Origin of the sequence: Flavobacterium sp. CECT 9288, assembly GCF_918731615.1 — a bacterium.
In the GTDB taxonomy this organism is placed as follows: domain Bacteria; phylum Bacteroidota; class Bacteroidia; order Flavobacteriales; family Flavobacteriaceae; genus Flavobacterium.
This window is the reverse complement of sequence record NZ_OU957226.1, coordinates 2,063,839-2,075,043: the sequence shown is the minus strand read 5'-3', so window position 1 is coordinate 2,075,043 and position 11,205 is coordinate 2,063,839. Positions and strand designations below refer to the sequence as shown.

6 protein-coding genes are annotated in these 11,205 nt (G+C 34.7%); 1 reads left to right on the top strand and 5 read right to left on the bottom strand.

Features of this window, described 5'->3' with window-relative positions; translation table 11 throughout:
- Positions 1–90 precede the first annotated feature (90 nt).
- Positions 91–1,014, top strand: coding sequence for a LysR family transcriptional regulator (locus LQ189_RS09120; protein ID WP_230156011.1), 924 nt, complete (start codon positions 91–93; stop codon positions 1,012–1,014).
- A gap of 83 nt (positions 1,015–1,097) precedes the next feature.
- Here the strand turns inward: LQ189_RS09120 and LQ189_RS09115 are convergent, their stop codons facing one another.
- The 5 genes from LQ189_RS09115 to LQ189_RS09095 all read right to left on the bottom strand — a co-directional run bounded on the left by LQ189_RS09115 (position 1,098) and on the right by LQ189_RS09095 (position 11,158).
- Positions 1,098–2,057 (bottom strand): fasciclin domain-containing protein, encoded by a 960-nt coding sequence (locus LQ189_RS09115; protein ID WP_144892562.1) that lies wholly within the window; start codon positions 2,055–2,057, stop codon positions 1,098–1,100.
- An 18-nt stretch (positions 2,058–2,075) separates the two neighbouring features.
- Positions 2,076–2,960, bottom strand: coding sequence for a hypothetical protein (locus LQ189_RS09110; RefSeq protein WP_230156009.1), 885 nt, complete (start codon positions 2,958–2,960; stop codon positions 2,076–2,078).
- Positions 2,961–3,336: 376 nt separating this feature from the next.
- Positions 3,337–6,999 carry a phosphoribosylformylglycinamidine synthase gene (gene purL / locus LQ189_RS09105; protein WP_230156007.1) on the bottom strand — a complete coding sequence of 1,221 codons (3,663 nt, stop codon included), beginning with the start codon at positions 6,997–6,999 and terminating at the stop codon, positions 3,337–3,339.
- Positions 7,000–7,091: 92 nt separating this feature from the next.
- Positions 7,092–8,933: an endonuclease gene (locus LQ189_RS09100; RefSeq protein WP_230156005.1), complete on the bottom strand. Its 1,842-nt coding sequence runs from the start codon at positions 8,931–8,933 to the stop codon at positions 7,092–7,094.
- 386 nt (positions 8,934–9,319) lie between these two features.
- The gene (locus LQ189_RS09095; RefSeq protein WP_230156002.1) at positions 9,320–11,158 is read right to left on the bottom strand and encodes an endonuclease; all 1,839 of its coding nucleotides are present in this window, start codon (positions 11,156–11,158) and stop codon (positions 9,320–9,322) included.
- Between the last annotated feature and the right edge of the window lie 47 nt (positions 11,159–11,205).

Sequence of the window (11,205 nt, the reverse complement as noted above, 5' to 3'; positions counted from 1 at the left end):
GAGCTTCTTAAATATTTTTTTTTGCTAAAGTAATATTTAATATACATTAATTTTTATTTATATTTGTAATGATAATCATAATTTAAGTAAATGAATTATACGCTCCATCAACTTCAAATTTTTCTAAAAGTTGTTCAAACAAAAAGTGTAACCAAAGCTGCCGAGGAACTGCACCTCACACAACCTGCTGTATCTATACAATTAAAAAATTTTCAAGATCAATTTGATATTCCACTTTCAGAAGTGGTGGGTAGGCGTTTGTATATCACTGATTTTGGTCAGGAAATTGCAGATGTAGCTCAAAATATTATCAACCAAGTGGAGACTATAAACTACAAAACAATGGCCTTCAAGGGACAGTTGAGTGGTAGATTAAAAGTGTCAGTAGTATCTACCGGTAAATATGTTATGCCTTATTTTTTGTCTAACTTCATGAAACTTAATTCTAGTATTGAACTGCAAATGGATGTAACCAATAAAAGTAAAGTTTTGAGTAGTTTAGAGAAAAATGAAATTGATTTTGCATTGGTCTCAGTGTTGCCTACAAATTTAAATGTGGAACAATTGGACTTGTTACAAAATAAATTATATCTGGTGGCCAACTCCAATTTGGATCCCCAAAAACTTCAAAATTCAGAGGTTATTTTTGACAAAGTCCCTCTTATTTTTAGAGAAAAAGGATCAGGCACACGCCAATTGATGGAAAATTTTATAAATAAAAATGCTGTAACGATTCCTAAAAAAATGGAATTAACATCAAATGAAGCGGTAAAACAAGCTGTAATTGCAGGACTAGGTTGTTCAATAATGCCGTTAATTGGTATCAAAAATGAATTGGCTAATAAAGAACTTCAGATTATCCCTTTCAAAGGATTGCCTATTACCACAACTTGGAGTATTATTTGGTTAAAAGGTAAAAAACACGCGCCTGTTGCGGCTGCATTTTTAGCGCATTTGGATCAAGAAAAAGCAACCATTATTAAAGAAAAATTCAATTGGTCTGAAGGATATTAATGTAGATTTTCTTGACTACAGCCAAAAAAAAATAGTCTTACCATTAAGTAAGACTATTTTTTTTATAAATTAATTCTGAATTTTTATGGTAGTAAAACTCTATCAATGATATGTACCACACCATTACTACATTGGATATCAGGAATAACCATGTTAGCAGGAATAGTATTACCATTACTTTTTACTGTAAATACTCCATTTAAGAACGGGCTGTATGTTAATGTACCACCACCAGCTGTTGTAGCCGTTGTTGCAGTTTGCTCAGAAGTAAATTTACCACCACTAATAGCATGGTTTAATAGAACTTGTTGTAAAACTGCTTGAGGAGCGTTAGCTACATCTTGAATCGTTGCAAAACCAGCGGCTTTAAATGCAGCATCTGTTGGCGCATAAATTGTGAAATTGTTTGCAGGATTTGATAAAGTAGGTGCTAGTCCAGATGAAATAACGGCTTGTACTAAAAATGTAAGTTCTGGTGATTTAAAAACTTTAGAATCTTTAAGTAATATTGCTGAGTCTACAATGTTTACTCCGGTAGCAATCATTACTTTATCTATAGCGTGAACTGTTCCGTTACTTGCTGCTACATCAGTAAGAATTATTTTAGATCCGTTAATATACAAATCACTTCCTCTACTAATAAAACGTCTGTTTATGCTTAATGCAGATGCAGATGTTCCTCCAGCCATTATTTGGTTTGCCATAAGACTTCCGTTAGAAACGTGATACAATAAAGTATTCGTTAAAAAACTGTTTTGCAAAACGCCAAGGCTTCCACTATTTACAAGTCCTAATTTTGCGAAAGCATCATTAGTAGGAGCAAATACTGTATATTTTCCTGATGGATCGTTTGGATTACTATTACTCAGTACTCCTGCAACTCCTCCTTGAATAGCGGCTCCTTCAAGAGTGCTAAAATTTGCGTTTGCAACAGCAATTGCTGCAATACTTGGTTTCTCATCTTGGTAATCATTCTCACATGATGACAATGTAGCTAGTAATGATAGCGCTACTACTACGCTTTTTATGTTTACGTTTTTCATTTTGTTGTCTGTTTTTTATTAAAATTTGTATACTAAACCACCGTATAAACCAGTTGCTTTACCAACGTTTCTTCCTTCAATTACGGTGCTTGCACCTGCTGAAATACCTACTTCTTTTGTAATAGGTGTGTATAAATTCAAACCTATTTTAGTATAATTTACTTGTGTACTTGGGAAAAAACCTGTGAAACCTTCTCCAAGAATATCAACTCCGCTTGTAGATGTTTGGTTGGCAATAAAAGCATCTGCATAAAATAAAGAGGCTGCATATCCTAATTTTACTTCACTAGTGTATGAATTAGGTACTTCATCTGAGGCAAAGTTTCCTGCAAATTGCGCCGAAGCAAATATTCCTGAATTCATTTTATACATGGCCATACCGGTTGTGCTTACTGTTGTAGCGCGGTTACCTATAGCAATGATAGATTGTAAACCTTCATTTACCTTGTAGTCGCCAACTGGAGTTTTAAGTCCTAAAGCTCCTATAAGACGAAGTGATGAGTTGCCGAAATCAAAATAAAACGGACTGTACTTTACAAAAACTGAAACATCTTGAAGACCTTTTCTTTCGTTTTCAAAGTTATTGTTTGTCAATACTTCTTGTGATGCATTACCAGTTGCTGTGATGTATGGTAAAACCATCACAACATCAACTTGGTCCGAAATTCCGTAAACCCCATAAATAGATGCGCTAGTGATTTTTACGTCATTAAAAACAGGAACGCTCTCAACTTCTTGTGGAACAAGAAAAACATTTTCATATTTCTCAAAACTATAAGAAAGTGCAACATTTCCCTTTCCCTTTCCTTGCATAAAACCGCTAATTGGGCTTTGTGAAAATGCAGTGGTTACACATCCTAGTGTAGTTACTGCAAGCAATAATACTATTTGTTTTTTAATCATAATGGTTATTGTTTATTGTTTAACTTTGTTTTTGTCATTTACGGAGATACTTCTCTTTTGGTTTTGTTTTTTTGAAAAAAAAATGAAATTATTCTTAAATTTCAATTTTTCAACAAGTTATAGTGCTAAATTAAGGGTTATGCACTTTCTCATAAAGTCTCTTTCTTAATTTTTATTTATTTTAAATAAATCCATTAGGGTTTGTTTTGAGTAATTAAATTCAATCAAATCCTCTACTAAGCCTTGTTTGGTTCATATTTATTACTATTTGAGTTTAAAATAAAATATTAACGAACAACAAAGTATTAAATAAAAAAAAAGGCGCTTTTGTAAAAAAGCGCCTTTTAAAAAGTTAGTTTAACTAAAATAATATAACTTATTTTTTATTTTCTACCCATTTTCTGGCGTTTACAAAGGCTTCTAACCAAGGAGAAACTTCGTCTTTTTGATCTCTGTCTGGATAATTAGCCCAATTCCATGGGAAAGTAGAACGTTCTATGTGTGGCATCATTACTAAATGTCTTCCAGTAGTGTCACACATCATAGCCGTGTTGTAGTCCGATCCATTTGGATTAGCTGGATAGCCTTCATACCCATATTTGGCTACGATATTATAATTTTCTTCAGCCATCGGTAGGTTGAATTTTCCCTCACCATGAGAAATCCAAACCCCTAAAGTTGTACCTTCTAAAGTAGAAAGCATTACCGAATTGTTTTTCTGAATTTTCACAGAAGTAAAGCCACTTTCATGTTTGTGCGAATCGTTATGTTTCATTTTTCCATGAACTTCATGTTCTGGCGTAATCAATTCTAATTCCATCATTAACTGACAACCATTGCAAATTCCAACAGAAAGTGTGTCTTCTCTTTTGAAGAAGTTTTTTAAGGCCGTATTCGCTTTTTCATTATATAAAAAAGCTCCAGCCCAACCTTTTGCCGAACCTAAAACATCTGAATTTGAAAAACCACCTACAGCTCCAATAAATTGAATGTCTTCTAACGTTTCTCTTCCCGAAATTAAATCGGTCATGTGAACATCTTTTACATCAAAACCAGCCAGATACATCGCATTCGCCATTTCACGCTCTGAATTACTCCCTTTTTCGCGAATAATTGCTGCTTTTGGTCGGTTAGTGTTGGAAACTACAGGTAATTTTCCATCAAAATGAGATGGGAAAGTAAACGATAAAGGTTGATTCGCGAAATTTTCAAAACGCTCTAATGATTTACCGTTTTTAGTTTGTTTCTGGTCTAATAAGAAAGACGTTTCAAACCAAATTTCTCTATATTTTTTTGAAGAAAATTCAAATGTATCTTCATGATTTACAATAGAAATAGTATCCGAATTCGTAACCGTTCCAATATTAAAAATTTCAACCCCATTTGCTTTAAATGTGGCTTCAACTTCTGCATCAGCTTGGAAAACTACTGCAATATTTTCTGAAAATAATAATTTAGTAGAATCGATTTCATTGATAGAAGTTAAATCGAAATTCGCACCTAAATTCACATCAGCAAAACACATTTCTAATAAAGTTGTGATTAAACCACCGCTTCCAATATCATGTCCGGCTTTGATTTTTCTATCTTTAATTAAATCTTGTAACGTATTAAATGCTTTTTTGAAGAAAGCTGCATTTTTAATTGTAGGCGTTTCATTTCCTACTTTATTTTGTGTTTGATTAAATGAAGAACCTCCTAATTTAAAACTATCTTGTGATAAATTTAGGTAGTAAATATTTCCACCATTGCGTTGTAAAACAGGTTCAACTACTTTTGTAATATTCGAACAATTTCCAGCTGCTGAAATAATCACCGTTCCTGGTGCAATGACTTCATCATTCGGATATTTTTGTTTCATCGAAAGCGAATCTTTTCCAGTTGGAATATTAATTCCTAATTCGATAGCAAAATCAGAACAACCTTTTACGGCTTCGTACAAACGTGCATCTTCTCCTTCATTTTTACAAGCCCACATCCAGTTGGCTGATAAAGAAACTGAATCTAAACCATCTTTTAACGGCGCCCAAACTAAGTTAGAAAGCGATTCTGCAATAGCATTTCTGCTTCCAGCAACAGGATCAATTAACGCCGAAATAGGAGCGTGGCCAATGGATGTGGCAATTCCTTCTTTTCCTTTAAAGTCCAAAGCCATTACGCCGACATTGTTTAAAGGTAATTGTAACGGTCCAGTACATTGTTGTTTGGCTACTTTCCCACCAACACAACGGTCAACTTTATTCGTTAACCAATCTTTACAAGCTACAGCTTCTAATTGTAAAACTTGCTCTAAATAGCTTGGAATTTCGGTTGAGTTATATTCAGAATTACTATAATTTCTAGCAATTGTTGTATCTGTCATGATGGTTTTTGGCGAACTTCCGAAAAAGTCTTCCAAAGCGTAATCCATAGGTTTTAAGCCTGTAGTTTTCGATTCGAATGTAAATCTGTGATCGTTGGTAACATCACCTACTTGATACATAGGTGAACGTTCTCTATCGGCAATTCGCTGTAAAATATCGATATCTTTCTCGCCAATTACTAATCCCATTCTTTCCTGAGATTCGTTTCCGATGATTTCTTTAGCAGAAAGCGTTGGATCACCAACCGGTAATTTATCTAAATCGATTAATCCACCGGTTTCTTCAACTAATTCGGATAAACAATTTAAATGTCCACCTGCACCATGATCATGAATGGATACAATCGGATTGTGATCACTTTCCACTAAACCACGAATAGCATTAGCGGCACGTTTTTGCATTTCTGGATTAGAACGTTGTATCGCATTTAATTCAATTCCCGAACCAAAAGCACCTGTGTCTGCTGATGAAACCGCAGCTCCACCCATTCCAATTCTATAATTTTCTCCACCAAGAATGACAATTTTATCGCCTTCTTGTGGTTTCTTTTTAATGGCTTGATCTAATTTTCCGTACCCAATTCCACCCGCTTGCATGATTACTTTATCGTAACCAATTTTACGATTTTCTTCTTCATGTTCGAATGTTAAAACCGAACCTGTAATTAACGGTTGCCCAAATTTATTTCCAAAATCTGAAGCTCCATTTGAAGCCTTAATCAAAATATCCATTGGTGTTTGATACAACCAAGGACGTTCTTCCATGGCGCCTTCATACTTGCGATTGTTTGTTAATCTTGAATAAGAAGTCATGTAGACAGCGGTTCCTGCCAAAGGTAATGAACCTTGTCCACCAGCTAAACGGTCGCGAATTTCTCCTCCAGAACCTGTTGCCGCTCCGTTGAAAGGTTCAACTGTTGTTGGGAAATTGTGTGTTTCTGCTTTTAAAGACAATACAGAATCAAATTCCTTTTCTTCATAAAAATCAGGTTTGTCTGCACTTTTTGGTGCGAATTGAGTCACTTTCGGACCTTTAACAAAAGCCACGTTATCTTTATATGCTGAAACGATATCGTTAGGGTTTTCTTGAGATGTTTTTTTGATTAACTTAAATAGGGAAGTTGGTTTTTCTTCGCCATCCACCACAAAAGTTCCATTGAAAATTTTATGACGACAGTGTTCTGAATTGGCTTGTGAGAAAGCAAAAATTTCAGAATCCGTTAATTTTCTTCCTAGTTTAGTAACTAAATTATTTAAGTATTCTACTTCTTCTGCACTTAAAGCTAAACCTTCTTGTTTGTTATAAGCATCAATGTCATCAATCTCTAAAATAGCTTCTGGTTGAATAGCAATTATAAAAATATCTTGATTTAATTCGGTGTATTTTTGAAGTAACATCGGATCAAAATCAGTGAATTCAGCAGCTACTTTTTCGAATTCTTCAATTCTAATAATTCCAGAAATTCCCATGTTTTGGGTGATTTCCACAGCGTTGGTACTCCATGGCGTAACCATAGCGGCACGTGGTCCAACAAAAAAATCCGTAAGTACGGATTTTTCTAGGATATGTGCGTCGGCAAAAAGCCAATTGAGTTTTGAAATGTCTTGAGCTGAGATTTCGTTTTGCGTTTGTACGGCAAAAACGGTTTTACTTTGGTTTTCAAAGAAATGAATCATTGTTGTGTAGTTTGTTGTATTGCGATGCAAATTTAGGTAATTAAGATTAAATTCTAAGCATAAAAAAAGCGGCAATTTTGCCGCTTTTAGTATTATTGAATAATGAGTTTTTTTACAATTTCGTTTGAGTCAATTTGTAATCGTACGAGATAAGTTCCTGGTGTGCTATTTGGAATCGTTATTTCAGATTGTGTGGTGTTTTCTAAGCTGTAGATTTTTTGACCAAGAATAGAATACACTTCAATGGAATAAATAGTATTAGCATTGGTAACACTAAATGTGCCTCGTGATGGATTCGGATAAATCTCTACCGTATTTGTTGCTATATTGATGCTATTTTTTGGAGTTTTACTTGTAGTTCTACTGCCTAAGTTAGAGCAGGTGTCTAATGCAAAGACATCCCATTGAGTAGCTTTGTTAAAAGTTGTTGAAGGCGCTGTTACAGTTGCTTTTCTGCGGATGGTTTCATCTATAGAGAAATTGGCAGTTCCACCATTAAAAGTTCCAATGATATCAATAAGAACACCGTTTTTAAACAAACCTACAGCGTCATTTCCGTTAAAAGTCATTTCGGTTGCGGACGTAGACATGTTAGCTGAACTCGTAGGGTAACAACTAGAAGCCATTAAACTATTTACGATAGTGTATTTTCCACCACTGCTGATGGTTCCTGATAATGCTAAACCAGCACTCCATGCTCCAGCACCGTTAGTTTGTCTTTTAATGCTGTATGCCGAAAGGTTAATGGAAGCACTTGTTTTATTAGCAATTTCTAAAGCTTTGTTATTGGATGATCCTTCAATATATTCAGAGAACATTAACTCTGTTGAAGTACTGTTTGAATTGGTAACAACAGTTAAAGCATTACTAGTTGCCGATAAGTTTCCGACTGCATCTCTAGCTCTTACAGTAAAAGTGTAACTAGTAGCTGCTGTTAAGCTACTAACCACCGTGCTTAATGTTGTTACTGTGGTTCTTAAAACACCATTAACATATACATTATAACCTGTTACTCCCACGTTATCAGTTGAGGCATTCCAAGCCAAAGTAACTGAAGTTGTAGTTTTAGCTGTTGATGTTAGCGATGTTGGTGTGCTAGGAGCAGTTGTGTCTGTAGTTCCGCCACCAGTAGTTCCGCCCCAAATAGCGTTAACATAAGATGGATTATCTATAAAAGGATTTCTATTGCCTTGGCGAGCATAAATAGCATTGTTTCTCTCGATTTCTCTTGAGCTTACAGGATCATTAGCGTGCCAAGAAAGTAACAAGTTCAAGAAAGCTGTTGTAAATACTTGGTTACTGGTTCCATTGAACATAGCGTAAGGATAACCAGCTACCGTGTTTTCATAACGAGTAGCAAAGTAAAAATACATTCTAGCAATATCTCCTTTGAAAGCCGCTGCAGGTTCAAAAACAGTTCCTGTAAATCCTGAAACAGCACTTGTACCAAGTTTACTTCCGTTAAGTGTAGTTGTCGATGCTGTTGCAACGTTACCATGCGGAAAACTTGAACGTAAGCCATTTACTTTTCCATCAGTTGGTGGGATAAAATGCGCATCAGAAACCATAGGTGCTGCAGAGTTAAATGTAGATTGTGGAATTATGTGCTCTCTATTGTAGCAATCACCTTCTACAGCATACGTTCCGCACTGGTTTGTTGTTAGCGTATAATTGTAAGGATCTGGTCCGTTTTGAATTTCAGAATACAAATCGAAAATAGTGTTGTCATTTTCATTTTGACGATCTCTGTCAGATGTAGCGTAGGTTGTCCATAATCCAGAGTAACCTTGATCAGTATGACCTTTAATAATGTTGTAAAGCTGAGTTTTCAGGGTGTAGCCAGAACCTGTTGCCGTGCTATAGTAACCGCTAGGAGCTTGCGCAGACATAACCGTTATAAAGAAGAATAATAATACAGAGTAGATGTGCTTCATAAAAGTGTTTTAAAGTAGTTTGATTTGTATTTGTTATAAATACCTTACAAGTTGTTTATGAGGTGTTTAAGACGGTGCAAAATTATAATTTAAAACTGTTGTAATGTTAAGTAATTGTAAATAAATTTAATATGTTGATAGAAAAATAAATAAATAATTGTCAAAAGTAAATTCAATCTTACTTTAATGTGCGAATTTTGTATTTTTAATTCACTAGAATATTTAATTGACTTTATTTAGATTTTTTACTAATAATGTATTTCTTACATGCTATATTTTTTTAAATGTTATATGATATTATATTAATATTTTAAATCTTGTTAAATTAAAAATATGGATATAAAAAAAGCGGCACTCAGTGCCGCTTGGTATCTTCTTGATTGCTCTTAATTTACAATCAATTTTTTTGTAAATGTTTTACTTGAAGTACTAATTTTAACAATGTAAATTCCTCTTTCGAGGCCATTTAAAAGAGCTGTATTGTTGTTGTCATAGTGCTCTTCAAATACTTTTTGACCTATTACTGAAAATACTTGTACCGTGTATTTATCATCAGCATTAGGGAAATTGATTTTTACAATTCCGTTCGATGGATTTGGGTATAAAATAATTCCGTTACTTTCAAAATCTTCGCTTGATAATGTTGTTACTGTGTGAGTACCGATTCCGTCACACGTATTACTTGCGAAAGAATCCCACTCTGCGGTTTTATCAAAAGTGGTATTAGGAGCAGTGATGCTTGGTTTTCTGCGTAGGGTAACATTTTCACCAAATTTTGCGGTACCACCATTAAAAGTTCCAATAATATCAATTAATACTCCGTTTTTGAATAATCCCATAGGATCATCACCGTTAAAGGGTTCTTGTGCTGATGATAAATTAGCGTTAGCAACTGGATAACATGTTGTTCCCATTTGTGGATCAACTAAAACAAATACTGCACCCGAGTTTAAGGTCCCTGTTAAATTTAATCCTGTTGTCCATGCTCCAGCTCCGTTTGATTGTTTACGAATAGAATATCCAGTTAAATCAACTGCAGCTCCTGTAAAGTTGGCAATTTCTAATGCTTTGTTAAAACTACTTCCTTCAACGTACTCAGAAAAGAAAAGTTCTGTTGCTCCTGCACCGCCTGTTGGTGCAGCAGTAGTTGTACCTGTTACTGATCCACTTGCCGCAGATGAGTTTCTAGCATCATCTCTTGCTATGATATAAAAAACATAACCAGTTGATGGTAATAAGCCTGTTACTGTAGTTGTTAATCCTGTAGTATTAGTTTTTAATGAACCATTCAAATAAATATCATATCCTGTTACAGCAACATTGTCTGTGGCTGCAGACCAAGTTAAGGTTATTGTATTTGAAGTGGTAGTGGTTACAGTTAAATTGGTTGCAGCTGTTGGCGCCTGTGTATCTGCAGGCTCTGTTGTCCAAACTGCAGCCACATAACTCGGATTATCTATAAAAGGATTACGGTTGTTTTGACGTGCGTAAATAGCATTGTTTCTTTCTATTTCACGAGGACTTACTGGATCTAGATTGTGCCAAGAAATAAGTTGTGCTAAGAAAGCATCTGTAAATACTTTTCCAGTTGAGTTATTAAACATTGGAAAGTTATAACCAGCAACTGTATTTTCATAACGTGTAGCAAAATAGAAATACATACGTGCAATATCTCCTTTGAATTCATCAATAGGTTCAAATACTAGTCCGCTGTATCCTGAAATTAAACCTGTGCCTAGTTTACTTCCGTTCAAAGTTGTTTCTGAAGCAACCGTAACATTAGCATGAGGGTAATTGGAACGTATACCATTTACTTTTCCATCTGTTGGAGTAATAAAATGTGCATCAGATACCATAGGCGACTGTTCGTTGAATACCGATTGTGGTATAATATGTTCTCTGTTATAGCAATCTCCTTCTTTGGCGTAATTTCCACATCTTTGTGTTGATGCAATGCTATATGTATAAGGGTCATTTCCTGCAGGGTTTTCTGAGTACATGTCTAATACTGTTCCGTCTTTTTCAAAAAAATTATCTATATCAGATGTAGAATAAGTTACATATAATTCTCCATATGATAATGTAGTATGCCCTTTAATGATGTTATGTAACTGTGTTTTGAGGGTGTACCCTGATCCGGTAGCAGTGCTGTAGTATCCTGCAGGTGCTTGTGCAAATCCTAATGCGCATAGCATTATAAATAATAAAGTGTAATTTTGTTTCATAGTGTTAAAAAGTGTGGTATGTGTTTTTGATTTTGAAAATTTTGCCA